Genomic DNA, 24,473 nt, shown 5'->3' on the forward strand with positions numbered 1-24,473 from the left:
CCGGCTTGTGAGAACCGGAGCCCTGGTGACGTGGGTCTGATTCCAGTTTAGGCCGGGACGCTGGGCTGCCCGGTCAGGATCAGTTCGAGGGCTTCCAGGAACGCTGTGGTTTCCGTCTCAGTTCCGGCAGTGACGCGCAGGTGGCCCGGGATCCCCACATCCCGGATCAGGACCCCAGCGTCCAGCAGTCCCTGCCAGATCTCGTGCGGGTTTTCCAGCCCGCCGAAGAAGACGTAGTTGGAATCCGACGCGGCGGGCTTGAGGCCCATTCGCGTCAGCTCCGTGACGATCCGGTCGCGCTGCAGTTTGATGTCCTCGACGTCCGCCATGAGGGCTTCGCGGTGGGTCAGCGCGGCCAGGGCCGTGGCCTGGGTGATGGCGGACAGGTGGTACGGCAGCCGCACCAGGCGCAGGGCGTCAGTAACTTCGGGGGCAGCCGCCATGTAGCCCAGCCGTGCCCCGGCGAGGGCGAAGGCTTTGCTCATGGTGCGGGACACGATCAGGCGCTCACGGCCGGGAAGGAGCGTCAGCGCGCTGGGCGTGCCGTCGTGGGCGAACTCGTGGTACGCCTCATCAACGATCACAACCGTCTGGCTGGCCTCGCCGGCAGCGTAGACGGCCTCGACCACATCCAGTCCCAGGCCGGTGCCGGTGGGATTGTTGGGCGAGCACAGGAAAACGATATTGGGCTGAAGTTCCCTGACCTGCCGGGCCGCCGATTCGGCGCTGAGTCCGTAGTCGTCCGCCCGCTGGCCGACGATGTATTCCGTGTCCGTTCCGCTCGCCAGGAGAGGGTACATGGAGTACGTGGGCGGGAACCCAAGGGCTGTGCGGCCCGGTCCGCCGAATGCCTGCAGAATCTGCTGAAGCACTTCGTTGGACCCGTTGGCGGCCCAGATGTTCTCCGCTCCCAGGCCGTGCCCGAGGTACTCCGCAAGGCGCTCACGGAGTTCGGTGAACTCACGGTCCGGATACCGGTTCAGTCCCGCGGCAGCTGCCGTCACGGCCTCGGAAATGGCCGCGAGGACATCCGCCGGAACACCATGGGTGTTCTCGTTGACGTTGAGCAGGATGGGAACGTCCAGCTGCGGCGCTCCGTACGGGGTAAGGCCCCGCAGGTTTGTCCGGAGGGGAAGTCGGTTCAGTCGCTCTAGCTGGTCAGTCACTTCAACAGTTTAAGTGAGGGTGGCCGGGCCGCTGAAACTGTGACGCCCCCCGGGCCGCTGTTCTACTTCGAGGGGACGAAGATCTGCTGGCCCGGCATGACTTTGCCGCCGTCGAGGTTGTTGAGCTGGACGATGTCCGCCACCACGTCGCGGGGATCACGCTCCGGCGCCACGGTGCCGGCAATTCCCCAGAGGGACTCCCCGGGCTGGACCGTGACAGACACTGTTGGAGTCAGCGACAGCTCGGACACGGAATCCGCGGCCTTGGCCGGGGAGTTGAGGAAGCCGGCCAGTGAAATGAGCACCACCGACAGCAGAATCAGCGGGAGGCCCACCAGGACAATGCGGCCCCGGCGGGTCAGGCGGAGCGGTGGCTGGGCGGACCTGGCCTTCCCTGAAGGACGGTCCTCCCAGTTGAAGCCCTGCATTCCGGAGCCGTGGTCTACCCGACTGGTGGAACGCTGCTCTTTCGAACGCTGCTGACCCGAACCCTGAATAGCGCGTATTGCTGACATGAACTGAGCCCTCCTGGACCTGACTGTGCCGCCCGGCATGTTCCCAAAGATGCCATCCGCCCGTCCCGGCCTTCGAACATGGAACTCTTCGAACATAGAACCGAATGGGGCTTGCGACTAGAACACATATTCGAACTTTGCTGTTTCTGTTCTAGCACTTATTAACGAACATTGTCGAGACTCACTAGAACAAATGTTTGAAAAACGTGTGCGGCTGACCTACGTTTGAGCTACAGAACAACCACTTCTGCAGTTGATCAGCAGGGTCTGACATTTTCAGGCCGGAAGTTCCCGGCAGCTGCAGCCACGGAGGCCGGGTGGAACGAAAGGCGTTGGCGAACATGGCAGCACAAGCCACCGGCGGCAGGGCTACGCAGCGGAGCCTGCAGTCACCAGCGAAGCCCAAGGGCCTCACGGTGCGGCAGAAGAAGATTCTGGAAACCATCCAGCGGTCCGTCAACGACAACGGCTATCCGCCGTCCATGCGTGAAATTGGCGACACCGTGGGCCTGGCCAGCCTCTCCAGCGTCACCCACCAGCTCTCACAGCTCGAGAAGCTGGGCTACCTCCGGCGCGACCCCAAGCGTCCGCGCGCCATGGAAGTGCTCATGCCGCTGACCCTGGACGAGGGAACCGCCAAGATCTCCGGCGTGGAGAAGCCTGCCCGGCTGCGCACCATTGGCGGCCTGTCCGTTTCCGAACTGGCCACGGCAACGGATACGGCGATGGTCCCCTTGGTGGGCCGGATTGCGGCAGGCGGGCCCATCCTGGCGGACCAGATGGTCGAGGACGTCATGCCCCTGCCGCGGCAGCTCGTCGGCCACGGCGAGCTTTTTATGCTGAAGGTGTCCGGCGACTCCATGATCGACGCGGCAATCTGCGACGGCGACTGGGTGGTGGTCCGCCGGCAGAGTGATGCCGTGAACGGCGACATTGTGGCCGCCCTGCTCGATGATGAAGCCACCGTCAAGACATTCCGCCAGCGTGACGGCCACACCTGGCTGCTCCCGCAGAACACGCAGTACGAGCCCATTCTCGGCGATCACGCCAACATCATGGGCAAGGTCGTTTCGGTTCTCCGCTCGCTGTAGCCGCCGCTCCCCCGCGTCAGCCGGCAGCCCGGCCTACGCGGGGGCCTTCGCTAGCCTACTCAGGGCCGCCACCGCCACCGCAGGATCAGTCGTCGGCCAGAACGGCGGCAGGGCGGCCCTCAGGAAGCCCCCGTAGCGTTCCGTGGACAGCCGGGAGTCAAGAACAGCCACCACGCCTTTATCGCCCGTAGAACGGATCAGGCGGCCTGCCCCCTGGGCAAGCCGGATGGCTGCATGCGTGGCAGACACCGACATAAAACCGTTGCCGCCCGCCTGGGCCACCGCCCTGGAGCGCGCGGTCATCAGGGGGTCGTCCGGCCTGGGGAACGGGATCCGGTCGATGACCACCAGCCTGCACGAAACGCCGGGAACATCGACGCCCTGCCAAAGTGACATGGTGCCGAAAAGGCACGTGTCCGGTTCGTCGGCGAACTGGCGCACCAGGGCGGTCATGGTTGATTCGCCCTGGCAGAGGATGCTGACATCCAGTCGCGGCCGCATCGCCTCGGCCGCGTCCTCCGCCGCCCGGCGCGACGAAAAGAGGCACAGCGCCCCGCCGCCCGAGGCCCGGATCAGTTTCTCGAGCTCGTCGAGCGCTTCGGGCGATGTTCCACGTCCGGGCTTCGGCAGGTGGCTGGCAACATAGAGGATGCCCTGCTTGGGGTAATCGAACGGCGATCCGACATCCACACCGGTCCAGCTGGGTGCCCCGGGACCCACCAGCCCGAGCCCTCCCGCCGCCGGCTCGAAGGCCGATCCGATCGCGAGTGTGGCCGAGGTGAGGACCACTGTGTGGTCCGCGAAGAGCCCGTCGCGCAGCTTCCCGGCCACGCTCAGGGGGGCGATGTTGATCAGGGCCGGTGCGGCGTCGTCCGGCTGCGAGTAGCCCTGCTGCGGGTCAAACGTGCTGGCCCGCGAGAACCACACCACCTCGCGGTTTTCCCGGGCGGCAATCAGGCGTTCGCAAAGTTCGAGGATGACCATCAGGCGTGACCGCGCAAGCTGGCGCCCGCCGTCGGCCGTGTTGGCGCTGTCCCCTTTGGAGTCGGAAAGGGCCGCGCGGCAGGCTTCGCGCAGCTGGTCCACACAGTCGAGCTGTTCGTCGTTGAGGCCGTTGGGCAGAAGGCCGCTCGGAACCCCGGCGATGGCCACCTCTAGGTTCGCGGCTGCGTTGTTGAGCGCATCAACCGTGATGCCGGTGTTTTTGCGCGCGCCAGAAGCGGCGGCGTGGACCATGGCCACGGACAGCTGGCCGGAGACTGCTCCCGTCACCCTGTCCTGCAGCTCGTGGGCCTCGTCAACCACCACGACGTCGTACTCCGGCAGCACGGCGAGCCCTTCGAAGGCACTGACGGCCAGCATGGCGTGGTTGGTGACCACCACGTCGGCGTCGGCCGCGTTCTGCCGGGCCAGTTCGCTGAAGCACTCGGCAGCCATGGGGCATTTCTGTGCTCCCAGGCATTCCATCGATGTTACGGACACCTGCCGCCAGGCCCGGTCCGTCACACCGGGCATAAGCTCGTCACGGTCTCCCGAGGCCGTCTTCTCCGCCCACTCGCGGAGCCGGACCACTTCCTTGCCCAGTTGCGACGCAGGGCCGCCCAAGGAGGCGGCAAAGTGCGGGACGCTGGTGTCCTCTCCCAGCGAGAAAAGCTGTCCCTCGGACGGCTCCTCGGAGGGGAACCCGCCGTCGAGCTTGTGCCGGCAGACGTAGTTGGACCTGCCCTTGACGAGTGCCACCTTGACGGGACGTTCAAGGGCGGGAGTGATCGTTTCCAGCAGTCTGGGGAGGTCCCTGCCCACGATCTGGGTCTGCAGGGCGAGGGTGGCCGTGGAGACGAGCGTGGGTTTGTCGCTGACCAGTGAATGGGCGATCAACGGAATGAGGTACGCCAGGGACTTTCCGGTGCCCGTTCCGGCCTGGACCAGCAGGTGGTCGCCGCTATCGATAGCGCGTGCCACCTGCCGGGCCATCTCGTGCTGGCCGCTGCGGCTCTGTCCGCCCATGCCGGAAACCGCCCGGTCGAGCAGCTCGATGACGAACTGCTCGCCGGCAGAGCCGCTGGCTTCCCCAGCCCCGGAATCAGACATTGCTGATGAAGGATTCCAGTTCAGAGGCAAGCCCCTCGCGCACCATGACGAGGGCACGTGTGCCCTCCTCCTCATGGTCCAGGCGAAGGATTTCGGCGTCCGTTTCGTGGAGTTTGCTGAGCAGGTCCCCGCGATTGTAGGGAATCAGCAGTTCCATCTTGACGCTCGGCCGCGGGATGGCCTCACTGATCGCTTTCAGCAGTTCAGCAATGCCCTGGCCGGTCCGCGCGGACACCACCACATGGCGGGGTTCGCGCTGCTTCAGGCGTTCCACCACGAACGGATCCGCGGCATCAGCCTTGTTCAGCACGATGATTTCCGGGACCTTGCGCGCGTCCACTTCGCTGAACACGGCGCGGACCGCGGCGATCTGGCCCTCCGGATCGGGGTGCGAGACGTCCACGACGTGCAGGATGAGGTCCGCGTCAGCCACTTCCTCCAGGGTGGACCGGAAGGCTTCCACCAGCTGCGTGGGAAGTGAGCGGACGAAGCCCACCGTGTCGGCCAGGGTATAGCCCAGGCCGTCGGCAGTTTCCGCCTTGCGGACGGTTGGATCCAGCGTCGCGAACAGGGCGTTCTCCACCAGGACACCGGCATCGGTCAGCCGGTTCAGGAGCGAGGACTTTCCGGCGTTCGTGTACCCGGCGATGGCAACGGACGGGACGGAATTACGACGGCGGTTGGCCCGCTTGGTTTCCCGCGCCGGCTTCATCGCGGCGATTTCACGCCGCAGCTTGGCCATCCGGGTGCGGATCCGCCGCCGGTCCAGTTCGATCTTGGTTTCACCGGGACCGCGGGAGCCCATGCCGGCACCTGCGCCGCCCACCTGGCCACCGGCCTGCCGGGACATTGATTCGCCCCAGCCGCGCAGGCGCGGGAGCAGGTACTCGAGCTGCGCCAGCTCCACCTGCGCCTTGCCTTCGCGGCTCTTGGCGTGCTGGGCGAAGATGTCCAGGATCAGGGCCGTGCGGTCGATGACCTTAACCTTCACGATGTCTTCAAGTCCGCGCCGCTGTGAGGGTGCCAGCTCGGCATCCACCACCACGGTGTCGGCACCTGTGGACATCACGATGTCTTTGAGTTCCAGCGCCTTGCCGGAACCCAGGAACGTGCCGGGATCGGGCTTCGCGCGGCGCTGGACGATGCCGTCCAGCACTTCCGAGCCTGCCGTCTCCGCGAGTGCAGCAAGTTCACGCAGTGAGTTTTCGGCGTCCGCCAGGGTTCCCTCTGACCAGAGACCGGCCAGGACCACCCGTTCAAGGCGCAGCTGCCGGTATTCAACCTCGGTGACGTCCTCGAGCTCGGTGGACAGGCCTGCCGTGCGGCGCAGGGCCCGGCGTTCTTCGAGGTCCTGCTGGTCCCCGTCGAAGATGCTGTGTTCGCTGTCCTGGCGGGAAATCGCCTGCGCCGACCCCAAGACTCCCCGCGGGTCTTCCGGGTCGGATTTGGCGGAGCGGGCCGGGACATCCTTGGACAGAATCCGGTCGATGACAGCCTGGATTTCCTCAGGACTCATGTCCTGTGAGGCTGAATCTGATCCGGTGTTGGGCTGGTTGGTCATGTTCTCCTTTGAAGATTCGACACCTTCAGAATAATGCTGATTACTTGTCTGCGGGGCGGTATTCGCGCTGGGCTGACGACTATTGGTCATTCGGGCTCCTGGGATGCCGGCGGCTGCGGCGCAGCGGGCGGCGGTATGGGCGGTGGCGAGGCGGCCTGCCTGGCAGGCGCCGTTGCGCAGGATGCGGTGGCGTCGGTGACACCGGAATGGTCAGCGGACGGTTTTCCACACGGTGCGGTGTTCCACAGGGAAGTTCACGCGCGCCGTCCGGATGACGGGATTCCGATGGCAGGTCAGATGATCAGCATTGCTGTACTCCAAGTAGTTCGGGCATCACGTCCGGCCGGAGGATCACGGCAGGACGGTGCACTGAGCGGAAGGTGATTACCTGCGTCGCTGCGGGACGGGCCAGGGCCCGTGCCGGCTACTCAAAGATCAAGAACATGAATTCAAGATTAGCAGACCGGTTTCCCTGTTCCGTTCCCCCCGCGTTTCCCATCCGCGCCCGGGACAACTAATCTGGCGAGTTATGGAGTCTGCACACTATTTCAGCGCCCAGCCCGCCGGGCCGTTCACCCGCAAGCCGCTAACCGTGGAGCTTGCCGGTGAAGCCCGCAAGCTGCAGACCTCCAGCGGCATCTTCAGCCCCGACGGGATCGACAAGGGCACCGCTGTGCTGCTGGCTGACGCGCCGGCCCCGTCTCCCCAGGGCAACCTGCTGGACATCGGCTGCGGCTGGGGCCCGATCGCCCTGACGATGGCCCTCAGGGCCCCCCACGCGCACGTCTATGCCGTGGACGTGAATGAGCGCTGTGTCGCGCTGACCAACGAAAACGCCGGCCTGCTGGGGCTGGGCAACGTCACGGCCAGCCTGCCGGCCGACGTTGATCCCGGCCTCCGGTTCGACACCATCTGGTCCAATCCCCCCATCCGCATAGGCAAGGACGAACTTCACTCCCTGCTGCTGCTGTGGCTGCCCCGGCTGGCCGCGGGCGGGTCGGCCTGGCTGGTGGTCCAGAAGAACCTTGGTTCGGATTCGCTGCAGCGCTGGCTGGGCGCCGAACTGGACAGCAGCTTCACCGTCACCCGGGAGAGCACCTCGAAGTCGTTCAGGATCCTTCGGGTCAGGAAAGCGTCCCACTAGCCACGATCACGGCCGGACCGCTGAGTTCCACATGCTCGTGGCCTTCCGGCCCCGGAAAGAATTTCACGCCGACGACGCCGCCCGGCACCTTGACGTTCCAGGCATCCGGAGCGCCCTGCCCGGCCCAGTGACGGATGGCAACGGCTGCCGCACAGGCGCCGGTGCCGCATGACTGCGTCTCCCCCACGCCGCGCTCGTGGACGCGCATGGTGATGGTCCCCACGCCGTCATGCACCAGCGGTTCGGAGGGTACGACGAACTCCACATTGGTGCCGTTGGCCGGCTTCGGGTCAACGTGCGGTGCCTTGAACAGCTGGGTTGCCTCAAGTTCGCTGAGCTCTGCCAGCGCCACCACGGTGTGCGGGTTCCCCATGCTGACAGACAGCGCCGGCCGCGGCACTTCCAGGCCATCGGCGGTCACAAGCGAGTCCATGGCGCGTGCAGTTGCCTCTCCCGGGAAAATGAACTCCCACGGGCCCATGTCCACGGCGTAGCCCTCCTCAGTCCGCACGACCGTTTTGACGCCCCCTCGCGTGCCGATGGTCAGCGCATCGCCGGTCTCGAGCCGGACCAGTCCCTCGGCAACGAGGAAGTGGACGAAGACGCGCACGCCGTTGCCGCACATTTCCGACAGGGAGCCGTCGCCGTTGCGGTAGTCCATGAACCACTCGGCGTCCGGGTGGACTGCCTGCAGCTCGCGCCCCTCCGGAAGGCAGCGTGACGGCACGGCGCGGATCAACCCGTCGCCGCCGATTCCGCGGTGGCGGTCGCAGAGTTCCGCGACCTGCTCGGGCGCAATGGGCCAGGTGCCCCCGGGGTCGGCAACAAGCACGAAATCATTGCCGGTGCCGTGGCCCTTGGAGAAGGCCAGGCCACTCAGCCCCTGGAGTGTGCGGTCAGGGGTGGGTGCAAGGGTTTCGTCCATGGTTCAAGATTACAGTCACGGGTGGACGGGCCCGAAAACCGTGCGCACGGGGCTGGCGCGGGCTGAGCAGCGCCGGCTCAGCGGCAGATGGCCGCTGCTTTGTCCACCAGGTCCGGGTCCTGCCAGTCGAGCCAGGTGATGCGGGGATCAGCCCTGAACCAGGTGAGCTGCCGGCGGGCGAATTTTCGCGTGGCCACAATGGTGTCTTCCGTGGCCTGGCCGGCATCCCATGCACCGTCGAGCACTTTGAGGAACTGGGAGTAACCCAGGGCACGGGACGCGGTCTTGCCCTTTCTCAGCCCTGCAGCGTCCAGCCGCTGCACTTCGGCCTGCAGCCCGCGGGCGACCATACTGTGAACACGCTGCGCCAGCCTGTCCTTCAGGAGCTCCCGGTCCACCTCGAGGCCGATCTGGACTGCCGGCTGGAAGTACTCCCGGGCCGGCATGAAGGAGCTGAACGGGCGTCCTGTCAGCTCGAAGACCTCCAGTGCGCGGACAACCCTGCGGGCGTCTCCCAGCCGGGCGGCGGAAACCGGGTCCACGGCTTCCAGCCTGGTGCGCAGCGCGGCAAGGCCGGTGTCGTCGGCTTCGGCTTCGAGCCGGCGCCTGATGTCCGGATCCGTTCCGGGAAACTCGAGCACGTCCAGCGCTGCCCGGACATACAGGCCCGATCCGCCGACGAGGATGGCCCGCCTGCCCCTGCCGTGGATATTGGCGACGGCGGCGCGCGCCTCCCGCTGGAAATCGGACACGCTGGCTTCCTGGGTGACGTCGAGGGTGTCCAGCAGGTGGTGCCGGACTCCCCTGCGCTCCTCCGCGGTGATCTTGGCCGTGCCGATGTCCATGCCGCGATAGAACTGCATGGCGTCCGCGTTGATGACCTCGCCGTCAAGTTCCAGCGCGAGCGAAACGGCGAGATCCGACTTCCCGGATCCGGTGGGGCCGACCACCGCAATGACAGGCGGCTGACCGGCGTCGGCACCGCGCGCCCCGGCCGACGGCACAAAGGCGTCCCGGCCGTTCCCTATGGGCGTGGCCATTGCCTAGTTGCGGCGGACGGGGAGCGCCGGCATACCAAGGGACACGCCGCTCTTGCCGCCGGTCGCACCGGAGCCGCCGCCGGGCACCGGGGCGCCGCAGGAATCCGCCTGGGACCTGTCCCAGGCGTCACCCGCACGCGACCGGCGGAGCGCGTAGTCTGCCGGCGATGCCGGATCGGCCACCAGATGGAACGCAGCTGCTTCCGTGATCGTGACGGTCACGAGGTCTCCGGGCCGGGGCTTCTCCGCACCCTCCGGGACTGAGAAATGCACCAGCCGCTGATCCTGCGACCGGCCCGACAGCCGGTGTGTTTCCTCCGACTTGCGGCCGGACTGTGCCGTGACCATGACCTCCACCCGGCGGCCCAGCTGACGGGCGTTTTCCTCGGCTGCAATCCGGTCCTGCAGGGCGGTCAGACGCTCAAAGCGCTCCTGGACCACGGCCTTGGGGAGCTGGTCCGGCAGATCCGCGGCGGGGGTGCCGGGACGCTTCGAGTACTGGAACGTGAACGCAGTGGCGAAGCGCGACTTTTCGACGACGTCCAGCGTGGCTTGGAAGTCCTCTTCGGTTTCACCGGGGAAGCCGACGATAATGTCCGTCGAAATGGCGGCATGCGGAATCCGTTCCCGGACCTTGTCCAGGATGCCCAGGAATTTGGTGGAGCGGTATGACCGCTTCATGTCCTTGAGTACTTTGTCCGAGCCCGATTGCAGGGGCATGTGAAGCTGCGGCATAACGTTCGGGGTTTCGGCCATGGCGTCGATGACGTCGTCCGTGAAGGCAGCGGGGTGCGGGCTGGTGAAGCGGACCCGCTCCAGCCCTTCGATTTCACCGCAGGCACGCAGCAGCTTGGAGAACGCCTGGCGGTCGCCGAATTCCACGCCGTAGGAGTTCACGTTCTGGCCCAGGAGTGTCACCTCGATGGCGCCGTCGTCCACCAGTGCCTGAATCTCGGCGAGGATGTCGCCCGGACGGCGGTCCTTCTCCTTGCCGCGCAGGGCAGGAACGATGCAGAAGGTGCACGTGTTGTTGCATCCCACCGAGATCGACACCCAGCCCGAGTACACGGAGTCCCGCTTGGTGGGGAGGGTGGAGGGGAAAACGTCGAGTGATTCCAGGATCTCGAGCTGCGCCTCATTGTTGTGACGGGCGCGGTCGAGGAGCGCGGGCAGGGCACCGACGTTGTGCGTGCCGAAGACGGCGTCCACCCATGGGGCCTTCTTCAGGATGGTTTCGCGGTCCTTCTGCGCCAGGCAGCCGCCCACGGCGATCTGCATCCCCGGGTTGGCGGCTTTGACCGGGGCCAGCATTCCGAGGTTGCCGTAAAGCTTGTTGTCGGCGTTCTCCCGGACGGCGCATGTGTTGAACACCACGACGTCGGCGTGCTCACCGGTCGCCGGGACATACCCCGCGCCTTCGAGCATCCCGGCCATCCGCTCGGAGTCGTGCACGTTCATTTGGCAGCCAAAAGTGCGCACCTGGTAAGTGCGCGGCGGCGCCGCTGCGGGGGCTCCATCCGGGCTGGCGGAAGTGCTGGTGCCGGACGCTGGGGAGGGAATGGTCAAACTCACCTGTTAAGGGTACCGGTTCATAGGAATTCCGTTTCCGCCTGCCCGCCGGCTGCGGCGTCGAGGACCTCCCCGACGATCCGGAAGGCCTGCGATGGCTGGTACCCCTTCCGGGCCAGCATCGAGGCCAGCCGACGCGTCACCTTGTCCCGCTCGGCGCGGTCCGTGAGGTCTGCGGTGCCTTTGAGCTTGCGTTGGACGAGTTCACGGGCGGCAGACTCCTCCGCTTCGTCACTGACCTGCTCCAGGGCCCGGGCAGCAATGTCGGCCTCAATACCCTTGTCCGCAAGCTCGCGCCGCAACGCACCCTTGGCGAGCTTCCGGGTCTGGGACCTGCTCCGTACCCACATGTCCGCAAACTCGGCGTCATCCACGAGCCGGACTTCTTCGAACCTGTCCAGGACGGCCTCGGCCACGTCCTCCGGAACATTGCGCTCGGCCAGCTTGCGGGCAAGCTGCAACCTGCTTTTCGGTGAAGCGGTCAGCTGCCGCAGCACGATCGCCCGTGCAACGGAGGCCGGATCCGGCTCACCATCGTGTTCCGCTTGCGGATCCGGCGCGAACCCGGCCTCGGCGGGAATGACCCCGTCCGGGCCCGCATCGTCGAACGCAGCCGGGCCAGGTTTCCGGGATCGGAATCCTGGCCCGCTCCGCCGGGTTCCCCTAGAAACCGTCAACGGCCTTGAGCTTCGGAGACGCTTCCTTGTCAGCTTCGGCGGGCTTGACGCCGACGCCGAGCTTCTCCTTGATGAGGCGCTCCAGCTCCGCGGCAAGCTCCGGATTGTCGCGCAGGAAGCGTCGCGAGTTCTCCATGCCCTGGCCCAGCTGGTCACCGTCGTAGGTGAACCAGGAACCGGACTTCTTGATCAGGCCGTGCTCCACGCCCATATCGATGATGCCGCCCTCGCGGGAGATGCCCTGGCCGTAGATGATGTCGAATTCAGCGATTTTGAAGGGCGGGGCCATCTTGTTCTTGACGATTTTCGCCTTGGTGCGGTTGCCCACTGAATCAGCGCCTTCCTTCAGCGTCTGGATGCGGCGGACGTCGATGCGGATGGAGGCGTAGAACTTCAGCGCCTTACCACCGGTGGTAGTCTCGGGCGAGCCGAAGAAGACGCCGATTTTCTCACGCAGCTGGTTAATGAAGATGGCGGTGGTCTTGGTCTGGCTCAAACGTCCGGTGATCTTACGGAGCGCCTGGCTCATCAGGCGGGCCTGCAGGCCGACGTGGCTGTCGCCCATGTCGCCTTCAATTTCCGCCCGGGGCACGAGGGCGGCCACGGAGTCGATGACAATCACATCGAGGGAGCCCGAGCCAATCAGCATGTCCATGATTTCCAGGGCCTGCTCGCCGGTGTCCGGCTGGGAGACCAGCAGCGCGTCGGTATCCACACCCAGCTTGGCGGCATATTCCGGGTCCAGGGCGTGCTCGGCGTCGATGAACGCAGCAATTCCGCCCAGGCGCTGGGCATTCGCGACGGCATGCAGGGCAACGGTGGTCTTACCTGACGATTCCGGGCCGTAGATTTCCACGACGCGGCCGCGCGGCAGGCCGCCAATTCCCAGAGCAACGTCCAGGGCAATGGAGCCGGTGGGGATTACTTCGATGGGCGCACGCACTTCGTCGCCCAGCCGCATAACAGAGCCTTTGCCGAACTGCTTGTCGATCTGGGCAAGCGCTGCATCGAGCGCCTTCTGACGATCCGGGGCTGCCGCCATGGTTCACACCTCTAGTTTTCTCGCTGTGGAGTGGCCTGAGCGGCCCTTTATCTGTCATCACCGACGCTAACGGCACCCACCGACATTCTTGCCGGATGACATTGCGTATGTGGAAAACGCTCTGAAAAAAGCATAGCCCTACCCGAACAGATATTCGAACAATTGCCCGGCGTGTCAAGGGCGGAGCCATCCAGCGTCAGGGCGCCGTGGATCAGTTGCGGGACGGCTTGATGTCCCTGCCGAGCCGCCGGTCCGCCGGGACGTCCTGCACGTCGCACATGGCGAGCCAGACCTGCCGCGGAGGAACACCGGCTGCCAGCGCCTGGTCCGCTGTCCGGCTGCCGACACCTGCCAGCACCAGTGAGCTGCTGAGGACACGGGAGTAGCCTGCACCGAACTCATCGTCCATTAGCCGCCAGAAGTCGCTGATTCTCACCGATAAAGTCTCTCACGGCTGCGGCCAATAGAATGGTTGCCATGAGCAACCCAGCCGTGGAACCCGATGCCCCAAGGGCCACCGAAAACAGCGTCGACGCGGCCCTGCGAACCGTGGAACATCAGATCAGCCTGTTCTGGCGCCGTGGCCGCGCCCTGTCCCAGCAGCTGTCGCGGGAAGTGCACCCGGACATGGAACCGGCCGCGTACGGCCTCCTCACCGTCATCCGCCGGGAAGGTCCCATCAGGCTCACGGAACTGGCATCATGCATCGGCGTCGGCAAACCGTCTGTCAGCCGGCAGATTGCATTCCTCGAAAGCATCGGTCTGGTGTCCAAGGAGGCCGATCCCCTCGACGGCCGGGCCCAGACCATCCAGCTGACCCCCAAGGGCGAGGAGAAGATGCACCAGGTCCAGGACGCTCGGCGGGAGGTTTTCCGTGAGCGGCTGGGGGAATGGCCGGTGGAAGAACTTCAGACTCTTGCCACATACATGGCGAAGCTCAACGCGACGTATGAGCGCGACGGCTTCCCGAAGGACGAAGCCAACCGGCCCGGTACTTAGCCTTGGTTTAACGCCGAAGGGCCTCCGGCTTTGCCGGAGGCCCTTCGCGTGAGTCTGGTATGACTGAGTATGAACGACGCAGGTCAGCGGGCGCCCGAGAGCAGTCCCTTGGCCAGTTCGGCAGACAGTTCAGTGTTGAGTTCGCGGTCAAGGTCGCGGCCATAACGCTGCGAGAATTCCTGCGGAACGGTGTCCGGAACAGCAACGCCCTCAGCGACGGCGACGCGGTCGCTGACTTCGCGGAGCATGCTGGACAGCGGGACGTCCAGGGCCGAGCAGATCGAAGACAGCAGCTCCGAAGAGGCTTCCTTCTGGCCGCGCTCCACTTCACTGAGGTAACCCAGGGAAACCCGGGCACTGTGTGAAACTTCGCGGAGGGTTCGGCCCTGACGCTGGCGAACGTCGCGCAGAACATCACCGATTTCGTGACGAAGTACAACCATCTTGCGCTCCTTCTGTTCGCTCTTTGCCTGATCGGCGAGGCCCACATCCTTCCAGCGGACAACGCCGTTCACGGATACGGGCTGCTTTACCATCTGTATCGCCTTGCTCCCTCGTTCGTCAGGCCCGCCCTCATCAGGCGAACCATAATTATTTACTCATCCTAGGCGCCACCGCGATTCGGAAGCGACACAATCTAACAACTATTAGGAATCAAATTTTGTTCCCGGCAACTTTACGCCTGGTAAGCCTCGGAAGATAGCGCCTCAAGCAGCCGCTCCAATGCAGCCGCGCAGGCCTGTCCGCGGATGTCGGCGCGGTTCCCCTCAAAAACGTAACCGAACGACGTCGTGCCCTCCGCGGTGGCGATGCCGACGAAGACTGTTCCCACGGCTTTCCCGCCGTGCGGTTCCGGACCGGCGACGCCGGTTGTCGACACCCCCACGTCCGCGCCGCAGACCCTTCGGGCTCCGGCTGCCATCGCTTCTGCAACTGCTCCCTCGACGGATCCGACGGCGTCGAGCAACTCTTGGGGCACGCCCAGGACGTCCGCTTTGACTGCGTTCTGGTAGGACACGACTCCGCCCTGAAGCATGCCCGAGGCGCCGGGTGTGTCAGCGAGGACCGCCGTCACCATGCCCGCTGTCAGCGATTCGGCGGTGGCGACTGTCAGTCCCCGCGAGATGGCGCCGGTAACTGCCTGTTCGGCGATGCGGTGCAGATTGCTCACGGCATTTCTCCTTGAACGCGCTGGCTGGCGGCACGACGTCCGCTTGCCCGCAGCTTGAGTGCTTCGACAACATACTGGACTCCGGTCCAGACGGTGATGGCCACGGCGGCGAGCATCACCAGGAAGGCGACCACACCCAGCCACGGGGCCAGCGATGCGAGCGGAATCACATATAGCAGGATCGCAACGGTCTGCACAACGGTCTTCAGCTTGCCGCCACGCGACGCCGGAATGACGCCGTAGCGGATGACGAAGAACCGCAGTGCCGTGATGCCCCATTCGCGGACCAGGATCAGGATGGTGATCCACCAGGGCAGCTCGCTCAGGACGGACAGCATCACCAGTGCGGAGCCCGTCAGCAGTTTGTCCGCGATGGGATCGGCAATCTTGCCGAAGTTGGTGATGAGTCCCCTGCTGCGGGCGATGTCGCCGTCGAGCTTGTCGGTGTAGATGGCGACGGCAAACGTCAGGGCAGCGGCCCAGCGCCAGACGCCGTTCTGGCTATCGAGCCCCGGAGCGTCCGCGACGAGGAACCAGACGAAGAACGGCACCAGCGCAATCCGCAGCATCGTCAGGATGTTCGGAAGGTTCCAGATCCCGGAGGCGGAGCCTGAGCTGTTGGCTTCAGTGCTAGTCACTCTCCTAGGCTACCGTCCGGTGAGCGACCAGGCGTCCTCGGAGCCGTCCTCGTCGTCACCGGAGCTGCCGTCTGCGCCGTCGTAGTATTCGACTTTCTGGGTGCGGTTGTCCAGGTCCGCCGCCACGAGGTCCTCGGCATAACCGCCCTGGGCGATGTTCGCGTTGGCGTTGTCACTCAGCGCCGCGGTCTGGGAATCCGGCGCGGCCGGGGCGTCCTGGCCCTTCATGGCTGCGAGGACCGCCGCCAGGTCATCGGGCTTCACCAGGACGTCGCGGGCCTTGGAACCCTCCGAGGGCCCCACCACTCCCCTGGATTCGAGCAGGTCCATGAGCCGGCCCGCCTTCGCGAAGCCGACGCGCAGCTTGCGCTGCAGCATGGAGGTTGAGCCGAACTGGGTGGTCACCACGAGCTCAGTGGCCTGCAGCAGGACCTCAAGGTCATCCCCGATGTCGTCATCGATCTGCTTCTTCTGCGCCTCGGGGGCGACGTCGTCGCGGTAGTCGACCTTGAGCTGGCCCTTGACGTGCTCAACGACCTTGTGGATTTCCGATTCAGTGACCCAGGCGCCCTGCACGCGCATGGCCTTGGACGCGCCCATGGGCAGGAAGAGCGCGTCACCCTGGCCGATGAGCTTTTCCGCTCCGGGCTGGTCCAGGACCACGCGGGAGTCGGTCACGGAGGAGGTCGCGAAGGCCATGCGGGACGGTACGTTGGCCTTGATCAGGCCGGTGACGACGTCCACCGAGGGCCGCTGGGTGGCGAGCACCAGGTGGATACCGGCGGCACGCGCCAGCTGGGTGATCCTGACGATGGAATCTTCGACGTCGCGCGGGGCCACCATCATGAGGTCGGCGAGCTCGTCCACGATCACCAGCAGGTACGGGTAGGGGCGGATGACGCGCTTGGAGTCGACCGGCGGGTGGACCTTGCCGGCCCGGACAGCCTTGTTGAAGTCATCAATGTGTTTGAACCCGTAGTTCGCGAGGTCGTCGTAGCGGGCGTCCATTTCCCGGACCACCCATTGCAGGGCTTCGGCGGCTTTCTTGGGATTGGTGATGATGGGCGTGATCAGGTGCGGCACACCTTCGTACGCCGTGAGCTCCACGCGCTTGGGATCCACCATGACCATGCGGACCTCGTCCGGGGTGGCACGCATCAGGATGGACGTGATCATGGAGTTCACGAACGACGACTTACCGGCACCGGTGGCACCGGCCACGAGCAGGTGGGGCATCTTGGCCAGGTTCGCGACCACATAGCCGCCCTCGACGTCCTTGCCGACACCCATCACCATGGGGTGGTCGGTGCGGCGGGCGTTCTGGCTGCGGAGCACATCGCCGAGCGAGACCGTCTCGCGGTCCGTGTTGGGGATCTCGATGCCGATGGCGGACTTGCCGGGAATCGGGCTCAGGATGCGGACGTCGCTCGAGGCAACGGCGTAGGAGATGTTCTTGGACAGCGCCGTGACGCGTTCCACCTTGGTGCCCGCGGACAGCTCAATCTCGTAGCGGGTCACGGTGGGGCCGCGGCTGAAGCCGGTGACCTGCGCGTCGACGTTGAACTGGTTCAGCGTGTCCGTCAGGGAGGCCACAATGGCGTCGTTGGCCTCGGTGCGCTCCTTGGGGATGGAGCCGGGCGCCAGGACGTCCGAGGACGGCAGGGTGTAGGTGACGTCGCCGGCGAGCGATAGCTGCTCCGTGCGCTGCGGGATAGGCGTGGGCAGCGGCGGGGCAACGGGGCGTGAAGGCACCTGCGCGGCTGCGGCGGCCCCTGCGGCGGGAGCCACGGGGTTCAGGGAACCGGCGGCGACCATGCCAGGGGTGACGAGCGGGATGGCCTCTGTGGCATTCTCACCGCTGAAATCGGGGCCCTTGGTGCCCAGGCCCTGGGCTGCCTTGATCTTTTCGACGGCGATCTCGGCCTGGGTGGGCCGCCGGACGCCGGGTGCCGGGCGGGACCCCTTGCCGCCTGCCTTGGTGCCGTTGACGCTGTCGGTTGCCTCGTCGTCGTCGATGACGGCATGTTCGAAGGCTTCGTCCCCGACGTAGCCTTCGAGGCGGGGATCGGTGTCCTGGTCCTTGCCGAACAGCCGGCCGCGCCTCTTTTTCTTCGGCGCAGCCTGGGCGGAGTTTTCGTAGAGGTAGCTGCGGTCGTGGACGTCGCCGGCTTCCTGCAGGTCGATGCCCATGAGGTGCTCATAAGCGTCCCTGATCCGGCGGGGAATGGCGCCGAAGGGGGTAGCAGTGATGATCAGGAGGGACGTGAAGGCAAGCAGCCCGTAGACGGCCACGGGCACAGCCGTGTGCAGGGCGGCCAGCGGCGAAGCGGCCAGGAAGCCCAGCATTCCGCCGGCCCGGCGCAGGCCGTCGAATCCGTCCACGACTGTGGGCTGGCCGCCGATGACATGTGCCAGGCCGCAGCCGGCAAAGGTCATGATCAGGAAGCCGATACCGATCCTGTTGTTGCCCCGCCCGTCCGACGGCTGGCGGAACAGCCGGAAGGCGCAGACGAAAAGCATCAGCGGCAGCAGCAGGGACATCCAGCCGAAGGTCCCGTTGACGATCGCGAAGACAGTGTCCGGGAACCATCCTGTGAAGCCCCACCAGGCGAAGGTGGCAACAAACACGCCAAGTGCGAGATTGAAGAGGGCGGCCCCGTCCCGGCGGTCCTCCGGCGCGAGGTCGCTGACGTCGTATCCGATCCTGCGCACGCCCCCGCCGACGACGTGGCCGATGCCCAACCAGGCCCCTGCGGCCACCCTCACGAGCCACGGCTGGCGGGGTTCGACGGCGGCCATCTGTCGTGTGCGCGCCGTGCCTGATGTTCCCCCGGTCCGGCTGGATTTGGACGCAGCGGAGCCGGAGCTCCGGCCCGCGGAGCTGCCTGATTTACCGCTTGAGTTGCCTCTAGGCGCGGAGGAGGTACGTGTCGCCATACCCGCCACGGTACCCGAAGCGAGGCAAAAAACCGCGGATTTCCGGGGCAGTCCGGGCTGCATGTTGCGGCAGGGACGGCGGACATAATGCGCCGTTGACCCGTCCGGGCGGCTTAAACACGGGGGCCTCCCCCGCAGGCAGCTGCCGTGGCGGCTGCGTTTCTGCGGGGAAGGCCCGGGTGGCACAAGACCTGATGCTTAGGCCTCGAGGACTACCGGGATGATCATGGGCTTGCGGCGAAGCTTGCGGTTGACCCAGGTGCCGACGACGCGGCGGACAACCTGCTGGAGCTGGTGCGTCGTGTGATCCGTGTGGTTGAGCACGGCTTCTTCCAGGGCAGCATTGATCTTGGGGATGATTTCGTCGAAGACGGAGTCATCTTCAGCCACGCCGCGGGCGTGGATTTCCGGCCCGGAAACCACCTTGCCGGTGGCGCGGTGGATCACCGTGATGATGGAGATGAAGCCTTCATCACCGAGCGTCTGGCGGTCCTTCAGGTCGGCTTCCGTGACTTCGCCAACGCTGGAGCCGTCGACGTAGACGAAGCCCACTTCCACCTGCCCCACGACGTCGGCCTGGTGGTCACGAAGGTCAATGACGGTGCCGTTGTCAGCCAGCAGGATGCTCTCATCGGGTACGCCCGATTCGAGGGCGATCTTGCCGTTGGCGATCAGGTGCCGCGTCTCGCCGTGCACCGGCATGGCGTTCAGCGGTTCGAGGATGTTGTAGCAGTACAGCAGTTCCCCGGCCGCGGCGTGGCCGGACACGTGGACCTTGGCGTTGCCCTTGTGGATGACGTCGGCGCCCAGCTTCAGCAGGCCGTTGATGATGCGGAAAACCGCGTTCTCGTTGCCCGGGATCAGGCTGGAGGCCAGGATGACGGTGTCGCCCTTGCCGACGACGACGCGGTGGTCCCCGTTGGCCATCCGGGACAACGCAGCCATCGGCTCGCCCTGTGAACCCGTGGACATCAGCACTACGCGGTTGTCCGGCAGGTTGTCGATGTTCTTGATGTCCACCAGGATGCCGTCCGGAACGTCAAGGTAGCCAAGCTTTGCCGCGATGGCCATGTTGCGGACCATGGAGCGGCCCACGAAGGCAACCTTGCGGTTGTGGTTGGCCGCAGCGTCCAGGACCTGCTGCACGCGGTGGACGTGTGATGAGAAGGAAGCGACGATGATGCGCTTGCTGGCCTGGCCGAAGAGCCGGTCCAGGGTGGGGCCGATTTCCTTCTCGGCGGTGGTGAAGCCGGGGACGTCCGCGTTGGTGGAGTCGGACATGAACAGGTCAACGCCTTCTTCGCCCAGCTTGGCGAAGTGGCGGAGGTCCGTGATCCGGCCGTCCAGCGGCAGCTGGTCCATCTTGAAGTCGCCCGTGTGCAGCACGGTGCCGCCGGCGGTGCGGATGAACACAGCCAGGGCGTCGGGAATCGAGTGGTTGACCGCAACGAACTCAGTTTCGAAGGGACCGAAGCGCTCCACCTGGCCCTCCGTCACGGTGAGCGTTAGGGGCTTGATCCGGTGTTCCTGCAGCTTGGCCTCGATCAGGGCAAGGGTGAGCTGGGAGCCGACCAGGGGAATGTCGGCGCGCAGGCGCAGCAGGTACGGCACGGCACCGATGTGATCCTCGTGGCCGTGGGTCAGGACGACGGCCACGATGTCGTCAAGCCGGTTCTCGATGTAGGAGAAATCGGGCAGGATGAGATCGACGCCGGGCTGGGTCTCCTCAGGGAAGAGGACACCGCAGTCGACGATGAGCAGCTTGCCGTCGATTTCGAAGACGGCCATGTTGCGGCCGATCTCCCCCAGGCCGCCGAGCGGCACGATCCGCAGGGTCCCTTGGGGCAGTTTCGGTGGCGTGACAAGGCCTGGAAGGGCGGTTTGGGTCATAATGCACTACTTTCCGGGCGGAACAGTGGGGTCTTTACCGATCAGGAAAAGACCATTCCTGCTTCCGCCAAATCCTCGCGGATGGTTACGATCTCGGTTTCGTCCGGCTCCACGAGGGGCAAACGGACAACCGAGTTGGGCAGGACTCCCTGCCATTTAAGAATCTGCTTGGCCGCAACGGCCCCCTGTACGCGGGTCATCGTGGCCCGGATAACAGGTTCGAGTTCAAAATTGATCTTCCGGGCGGTGCCGAAGTCGTTCGCGTTGACGGCGTCGATCAGCTCGCGGAACCGGCGGGTGGCAACGTGGGTGGTGACGCCCACGAGTCCGACGGCGCCCAGCGCCATCCACTGCAGGGTCAGGCCGTCGTCGCCGGAGTAGAAGAGCAGGTCGGTCTCTGCCATAACGCGGGTGGCGGCGGCGAAATCGGCCTTGGCGTCCTTGACGGCGACGATGTTCGGGTGCGCTGCCAGACGGATCATGGTCTCCGGAGCAATTTGGATCGACGACCGGCCGGGGATGTCATAGAGCATCACGGGCACGTCGGTGGAGGAGGCGATGGCCTCAAAATGTGCGCGCACGCCGGCCTGGCTGGGCTTGTTGTAGTAGGGCGTTACGATCAGGAGGCCGTCGACGCCGACATCGGCTGCCAGCCGGGAAAGATGCACGGAGTGTGCGGTGTCGTTGGTTCCGGTGCCGGCGATGATCGCGGCACGGCCGCCGACAGCTTCCTTCACCGCGCGGAACATCCCCACGTTTTCCTCGTCGGTGAGGGTGGAGGTTTCGCCGGTGGTTCCGGTGACGACCAGGCCGTCGCAGCCGTCGTCGACAAGCTTCACGGCCAGTTCCGCCGCCTGCTGGTAGTCCACTTTGCCGTCCACTGTGAACGGCGTGACCATAGCGGTCAGGAGGGTGCCAAAAGCAGGGATATTCGCGGAAGTGTCAGCCATAGGAAAAACGTTACCCTGTCCCCGCCTTGTTAGGACAATGGCGGCGGCGTGATGATCGTCAAAGTAGGCCCTTCAGTCGTCACTTTTCAGGGGTTTGACACGGTTCCCGGCGGAGGGGTGCCGCAGTAGCGGCTGACCGCTTCCTCCCGGAGCGACTCCGCCCACGAAGCGAGCCGCTGGGCGGCGCGGACGTAGTGGAAGAGTTCCGTGGGCGTGAGGGCCTCGAGGTCGCACTCAGAGAGCCTGCGCGCCAGTTCCGCGCCGGGCGGCTGGGCTGACAGCGCCACGCCTTCCTTGCCCCACTGAATGTCCTCGGCCGGGTCGCCGGCGACCAGCCGGCGGAAGAGGTAGTCCACCACGCCAGGGCTCATCGCCTTGAGCGGTCCGGCCGGCGTTCCGCGTTCTGGTGCGTTGTTCATGAAGCGATCCTATTCGAACATATATTCGAATACAAGGGGTCCCGCGCGGATATGAGACGATCGGCTCATGACCTCCCGTGGCACTGCTTCTCCCTCGCGGACCGCCAAAGGCACCACCAAGACGACGAGACTCACCGGAATCGACGCCGCCCGCGGGCTGGCGCTGCTCGGCATGATGGCCACCCACCTGCTCCCCACGTTCGAAGCCGACGCCCAACTGACGCCCACCTGGATCGGGCTCACCTTCTCGGGGCGGGCGGCGGCTTTGTTTGCCGTCCTGGCCGGGATCGGGCTGGCCCTGTCCACCGGAAAACAGCGTCCGCCGGAAGGCCGGGAGTTGTGGGGTGCCCGCCGCGGCATCGCCCTGCGCGCCCTGGTGATCGCCGTAGTCGGGCTTTTCCTCGGCGGGCTGGAAGTCAACGTCGCGGTGATCCTGGTGCATTACGCCGTCCTGTTCGTGTGTGTCCTGCCGTTCATCGGCCTCAGCATCCGGCCGCTTTGCGCCTTTGCCGCGGGCTGGGTGATTGGTTCGCCGGTGCTCGGCTACCTGCTGCGGCCGTGGCTCCTGGCCGCTTCCCCGCCGCTGCAGCTGCGCCACAACCCCAACTGGGACGACCTTGCCACGCCCGGGCGCCTGCTCGGGGACATCTTCCTGACCGGCTACTACCCCGTCCTGCAGTGGCTCAGCTACCTGCTGATCGGGCTGGTGATCGGCCGGCTGGCGCTGACGAAGATGGCCGTGCAGGTCCTGCTGCTGGCCGGAGGCACGGTGGTGGCCGTGCTGGCCAAATGGCTGGGCGTGCTGATGATGAACGACTGGGGCGGCAAGGCCGCGCTGCAGGCGCAGCTGGCTGACCCCCGCTACCCGCTGGACAGCCTGCTGCAGGTGAACCTGGCCGGCGTCGACCAATCGGGCTCGTGGTGGTGGCTGGCGGGAAGTGCGCCGCATTCGGGCACCACACTGGACCTACTGCACACGTCAGCGGTAGCCGTTGCCGTGGTGGGCGCCTGCCTGCTCCTGGGGCGCCTGGGTGAATGGCTCAACCTGGACCTGCTGCTGCCGCTGCGCGGTGCCGGCGCCATGACGCTCAGCCTGTACACGGCGCATGTGTGCCTGGTGGCTGCGATGTACCTGCAGCCTCTCCCCGTCGGCTGGACCGAGGAAGGCGTCTATGCCGCCCAGGCCCTGACCGCGGTCCTCATCGGAGGTTCGTTTGCGGTGCTCCACTGGCGGGGCCCGCTCGAGTGGGTGGCCCACGCCGCCAGCGAGGTTGGCAGGTACCAGCGGGCGGGCATCCGCTAGGCGGTGCCGCTGCCAAGTGCCGCTAGGCGGTGCCACTGCCCTCGCGGAACAGCTTCAGGGCGTCGCGCATGGCTGCCCGGGCGCGTTTGCGATCCCCCGCGGCGTCGTAGGCGCAGCTGAGCCGGAACCATGAACGCCAATCATCCGGCGCTTCCTCGGCTTCGATCCGGTATTTCTCAAACTCGGCGTCTGCCGATTCCCGCACGATCCGTCCGGCGGGTGTGCGCTGCAGGTTGTCGACGGGCAGGCCGCCTTCGGCCTCGAGGACCTTGGCCATCTGTTCCGTCCTGGCACCGAACAGCAGCTCGCGGACCAGCGCCCAGGCCCCGATGGCCGGCAGGATCAGATAGGCGGCGCCAATGGCCTTGGCCACGGGATTGGGATCGGTGAGGAGCAGCACGGAGCGCTGGAAGGACACCACCAGGTAGAAGACCAGCAGGAGCGTCACGGCGCCGACCCAGATCTTGGTGCGGTTCTTCTTCAGGCCGGCGAGGACATTGACCACGGCCGTCAGACTCCGAGGTCCAGGTAGCCGTCCAGGCCTACGGTCAGCCCGGGGTGGCCGGCGATGTTCCGCACTCCCAGCAGCACGCCCGGCATGAAGGACGCCCGGTCGAAGGAGTCGTGCCGCAGCGTCAGTTGCTCCCCCGGTCCGCCGAGCAGGACTTCCTGGTGCGCCACGAGGCCGCGGAGCCGCACGCTGTGGACGCGGATGCCGTCGACGTCGCAGCCCCGGGCGCCGGCAAGTTCGGTGGTGGTGGCGTCCGGGCTGGCCCCGATGCCGGCGGCGGCACGTTCAGCCGCGATCAGCTGCGCGGTGCGGACAGCGGTGCCCGACGGTGCGTCAACCTTGTCCGGGTGGTGCAGTTCGATGACTTCCACCGACTCGAAGTACTTGGCGGCCTTGGCGGCAAAAGCCGACGCCAGCACGGAACCGAGGGCGAAGTTGGGGGCGATGAGGACGCCGACGCCGGCATTCCGGCCAAGCAGTTCCTCAAGGTCCTGGAGCCGGGCGGCGTCCCAGCCGGTGGTGCCGACGACGGCGTGCATGCCGTGTTCGACGGCGAAGCGGACGTTCGCCTCGGTGCTTTCGGGGACGGTCAGGTCCACCACCACCCGGGCGCCGGCGTTGACCAGCTCAGCCAGGGAATCACCCCGTCCGAGGGCCGCTACGAGCTTCATGTCGGCGGCCGCTTCAACGGCTTTCACGGCCTCGGCGCCCATGCGCCCGTTCGCGCCCAGGACGGCGACGGCAAGTTGTTCGGTCATGGACTTAACCCTACCGTCGGGCTGCCCGCCCGGATGAACCGGCCAGGCAGGTTGCCGCCGGCCCCCTCCCGGCCGC

General features: G+C 66.0%; 23 protein-coding genes. 4 read left to right on the top strand and 19 right to left on the bottom strand.

The window, feature by feature from the left end; all coding sequences use genetic code 11:
* Positions 1-47 precede the first annotated feature (47 nt).
* Together AC1DRE_RS15365 and AC1DRE_RS15370 are read right to left on the bottom strand one after the other, a co-directional pair.
* On the bottom strand, positions 48-1,166 hold the full coding sequence (locus tag AC1DRE_RS15365; RefSeq protein WP_476985404.1) for a histidinol-phosphate transaminase: 1,119 nt from the start codon (positions 1,164-1,166) through the stop codon (positions 48-50).
* 62 nt (positions 1,167-1,228) lie between these two features.
* Positions 1,229-1,594, bottom strand: coding sequence for a LysM peptidoglycan-binding domain-containing protein (locus tag AC1DRE_RS15370; protein ID WP_364128893.1), 366 nt, complete (start codon positions 1,592-1,594; stop codon positions 1,229-1,231).
* Positions 1,595-2,022: 428 nt separating this feature from the next.
* On the opposite strand from AC1DRE_RS15370, the gene lexA reads away from it, so the two are divergent.
* Positions 2,023-2,772, top strand: a complete 750-nt coding sequence (gene lexA, locus AC1DRE_RS15375) for a transcriptional repressor LexA (protein ID WP_476985405.1) — start codon at positions 2,023-2,025, stop codon at positions 2,770-2,772.
* Between the two features lie 33 nt (positions 2,773-2,805).
* Here lexA and AC1DRE_RS15380 read toward each other — a convergent pair whose 3' ends face one another.
* Both AC1DRE_RS15380 and hflX read right to left on the bottom strand, forming a co-directional pair.
* Positions 2,806-4,863, bottom strand: coding sequence for an ATP-dependent DNA helicase (locus AC1DRE_RS15380; RefSeq protein ID WP_476985406.1), 2,058 nt, complete (start codon positions 4,861-4,863; stop codon positions 2,806-2,808).
* Positions 4,856-6,424, bottom strand: a complete 1,569-nt coding sequence (gene hflX, locus AC1DRE_RS15385; protein ID WP_476985407.1) for a GTPase HflX — start codon at positions 6,422-6,424, stop codon at positions 4,856-4,858. Before hflX ends, AC1DRE_RS15380 begins: the two co-directional genes overlap by 8 nt.
* Before the next feature lie 529 nt (positions 6,425-6,953).
* Between hflX and AC1DRE_RS15390 the strand changes: the two genes are divergently transcribed.
* Positions 6,954-7,568, top strand: a complete 615-nt coding sequence (locus AC1DRE_RS15390) for a class I SAM-dependent methyltransferase (protein ID WP_476985408.1) — start codon at positions 6,954-6,956, stop codon at positions 7,566-7,568.
* On the opposite strand, the gene dapF is transcribed toward AC1DRE_RS15390, so the two are convergent.
* The 6 genes from dapF to AC1DRE_RS15420 form a co-directional block, all read right to left on the bottom strand.
* Positions 7,549-8,493: a diaminopimelate epimerase gene (gene dapF / locus AC1DRE_RS15395; RefSeq protein WP_476985409.1), complete on the bottom strand. Its 945-nt coding sequence runs from the start codon at positions 8,491-8,493 to the stop codon at positions 7,549-7,551. The genes AC1DRE_RS15390 and dapF overlap by 20 nt on opposite strands.
* Before the next feature lie 77 nt (positions 8,494-8,570).
* Complete coding sequence (gene miaA, locus AC1DRE_RS15400) at positions 8,571-9,533, bottom strand: tRNA (adenosine(37)-N6)-dimethylallyltransferase MiaA (protein WP_476985410.1); 963 nt, start codon at positions 9,531-9,533, stop codon at positions 8,571-8,573.
* Between the two features lie 3 nt (positions 9,534-9,536).
* The gene (miaB, locus tag AC1DRE_RS15405) at positions 9,537-11,105 is read right to left on the bottom strand and encodes a tRNA (N6-isopentenyl adenosine(37)-C2)-methylthiotransferase MiaB (RefSeq protein WP_476985411.1); all 1,569 of its coding nucleotides are present in this window, start codon (positions 11,103-11,105) and stop codon (positions 9,537-9,539) included.
* A gap of 17 nt (positions 11,106-11,122) precedes the next feature.
* The gene (locus AC1DRE_RS15410; RefSeq protein ID WP_476985526.1) at positions 11,123-11,602 is read right to left on the bottom strand and encodes a regulatory protein RecX; all 480 of its coding nucleotides are present in this window, start codon (positions 11,600-11,602) and stop codon (positions 11,123-11,125) included.
* A 163-nt stretch (positions 11,603-11,765) separates the two neighbouring features.
* Positions 11,766-12,821 (bottom strand): recombinase RecA, encoded by a 1,056-nt coding sequence (gene recA, locus AC1DRE_RS15415; protein WP_476985412.1) that lies wholly within the window; start codon positions 12,819-12,821, stop codon positions 11,766-11,768.
* A 211-nt stretch (positions 12,822-13,032) separates the two neighbouring features.
* Positions 13,033-13,257, bottom strand: coding sequence for a DUF3046 domain-containing protein (locus AC1DRE_RS15420; RefSeq protein ID WP_364128776.1), 225 nt, complete (start codon positions 13,255-13,257; stop codon positions 13,033-13,035).
* 41 nt (positions 13,258-13,298) lie between these two features.
* Between AC1DRE_RS15420 and AC1DRE_RS15425 the strand changes: the two genes are divergently transcribed.
* Entirely contained in the window at positions 13,299-13,820 is a 522-nt protein-coding gene (locus tag AC1DRE_RS15425; protein ID WP_476985413.1) for a MarR family winged helix-turn-helix transcriptional regulator, read from the top strand.
* Positions 13,821-13,903: 83 nt separating this feature from the next.
* Here AC1DRE_RS15425 and AC1DRE_RS15430 read toward each other — a convergent pair whose 3' ends face one another.
* The 7 genes from AC1DRE_RS15430 to AC1DRE_RS15460 all read right to left on the bottom strand — a co-directional run bounded on the left by AC1DRE_RS15430 (position 13,904) and on the right by AC1DRE_RS15460 (position 21,825).
* On the bottom strand, positions 13,904-14,356 hold the full coding sequence (locus tag AC1DRE_RS15430) for a helix-turn-helix domain-containing protein (RefSeq protein ID WP_476985414.1): 453 nt from the start codon (positions 14,354-14,356) through the stop codon (positions 13,904-13,906).
* A gap of 140 nt (positions 14,357-14,496) precedes the next feature.
* A complete protein-coding gene (locus AC1DRE_RS15435) occupies positions 14,497-14,991 on the bottom strand; it encodes a CinA family protein (RefSeq protein ID WP_214953227.1) in 495 nt (164 codons plus the stop codon).
* Positions 14,988-15,629, bottom strand: a complete 642-nt coding sequence (pgsA, locus tag AC1DRE_RS15440; protein WP_476985415.1) for a CDP-diacylglycerol--glycerol-3-phosphate 3-phosphatidyltransferase — start codon at positions 15,627-15,629, stop codon at positions 14,988-14,990. Before pgsA ends, AC1DRE_RS15435 begins: the two co-directional genes overlap by 4 nt.
* Before the next feature lie 9 nt (positions 15,630-15,638).
* Positions 15,639-18,566: an FtsK/SpoIIIE family DNA translocase gene (locus AC1DRE_RS15445; protein ID WP_476985416.1), complete on the bottom strand. Its 2,928-nt coding sequence runs from the start codon at positions 18,564-18,566 to the stop codon at positions 15,639-15,641.
* Positions 18,567-18,764: 198 nt separating this feature from the next.
* On the bottom strand, positions 18,765-20,456 hold the full coding sequence (locus tag AC1DRE_RS15450; RefSeq protein ID WP_476985417.1) for a ribonuclease J: 1,692 nt from the start codon (positions 20,454-20,456) through the stop codon (positions 18,765-18,767).
* Positions 20,457-20,497: 41 nt separating this feature from the next.
* Positions 20,498-21,406 (bottom strand): 4-hydroxy-tetrahydrodipicolinate synthase, encoded by a 909-nt coding sequence (dapA, locus tag AC1DRE_RS15455; protein WP_476985418.1) that lies wholly within the window; start codon positions 21,404-21,406, stop codon positions 20,498-20,500.
* Positions 21,407-21,492: 86 nt separating this feature from the next.
* On the bottom strand, positions 21,493-21,825 hold the full coding sequence (locus tag AC1DRE_RS15460) for a hypothetical protein (protein ID WP_104172475.1): 333 nt from the start codon (positions 21,823-21,825) through the stop codon (positions 21,493-21,495).
* Between the two features lie 67 nt (positions 21,826-21,892).
* Between AC1DRE_RS15460 and AC1DRE_RS15465 the strand changes: the two genes are divergently transcribed.
* Entirely contained in the window at positions 21,893-23,128 is a 1,236-nt protein-coding gene (locus tag AC1DRE_RS15465; protein ID WP_476985419.1) for a heparan-alpha-glucosaminide N-acetyltransferase domain-containing protein, read from the top strand.
* Positions 23,129-23,150: 22 nt separating this feature from the next.
* Here the strand turns inward: AC1DRE_RS15465 and AC1DRE_RS15470 are convergent, their stop codons facing one another.
* Positions 23,151-23,633, bottom strand: coding sequence for a hypothetical protein (locus tag AC1DRE_RS15470; protein WP_476985420.1), 483 nt, complete (start codon positions 23,631-23,633; stop codon positions 23,151-23,153).
* Between the two features lie 5 nt (positions 23,634-23,638).
* The gene (gene dapB, locus AC1DRE_RS15475; RefSeq protein ID WP_476985421.1) at positions 23,639-24,397 is read right to left on the bottom strand and encodes a 4-hydroxy-tetrahydrodipicolinate reductase; all 759 of its coding nucleotides are present in this window, start codon (positions 24,395-24,397) and stop codon (positions 23,639-23,641) included.
* Between the last annotated feature and the right edge of the window lie 76 nt (positions 24,398-24,473).

The sequence above is a fragment of the Arthrobacter sp. P4_H3 genome (assembly GCF_056400885.1).